Below are 674 nucleotides of genomic sequence, written 5' to 3'. Positions count from 1 at the left end.
TTCAGTGGGGGAACTTCAGTGTGTCTGGCCCGTTGAACGCCGTGTCCGCACTGTAGTAGCGCAGCCCCTCAACGCCGCTCGGCTGGGCGATCGCGTAGTGCTGCAGCATGGCGTCGAACGTTGCGGTGTTCTCATTGCTCTCTGTGCAGTCGTGCTGTTGATACGCCCGTGAATCGCTCATGGGCGTAGCTAGCGGCCAGCTCGCGCCCATGCTTGCCGAGCCGCACATCCGCCGCCGACCAACAACAAGGCGACCCACTTCCACGGCCGGTCGAGGAACAGCCGCTCTACTGGATCTTCACGCCGGCACCGGGTTGTAGCTGGCACATGACGCTCGACTCGTTCCGGTGGGCCCTGCTCCGCCGCAACCCCGAGAAGTAACCCGGGTCTGGGACCACCCCGGGGACCGGCCCGCGCGCGGGGTCAGTGCGAGCGGGACCACGCCCCCGGTGTAGACCTCGCCGACCGGACCGATATGCAGTTCCGCGCTGATCTCCGCCGCGGTGAGGACGTCGACGCCGTTGGGGCTGTCCGGGTCGGCGCGGCTGAAGGTGGCGCACCCCCGCCCGCGGCACCGCCACCCGCGGGGTAGCAGGCGGCGGGTGTACGAGGAGGCGCCGGCCGCCGGACCGAATCCGTTCGCCTCAAGGACGTATCCCGCTGCTCCCTGACGG

The 674-nt window shown here is 69.0% G+C and carries 1 protein-coding gene; it reads right to left on the bottom strand.

All coding sequences use genetic code 11. From position 1 onward, the window contains the following. Position 1: 1 nt before the first annotated feature. Entirely contained in the window at positions 2 to 181 is a 180-nt protein-coding gene (locus tag C7C46_RS33210) for a hypothetical protein (protein WP_146259326.1), read from the bottom strand. Between the last annotated feature and the right edge of the window lie 493 nt (positions 182 to 674).

Source organism: Streptomyces tateyamensis (assembly GCF_003205575.1).
Classification (GTDB): domain Bacteria; phylum Actinomycetota; class Actinomycetes; order Streptomycetales; family Streptomycetaceae; genus Kitasatospora; species Kitasatospora tateyamensis.
This window is presented reverse-complemented; position numbering and strand designations above follow the sequence as displayed.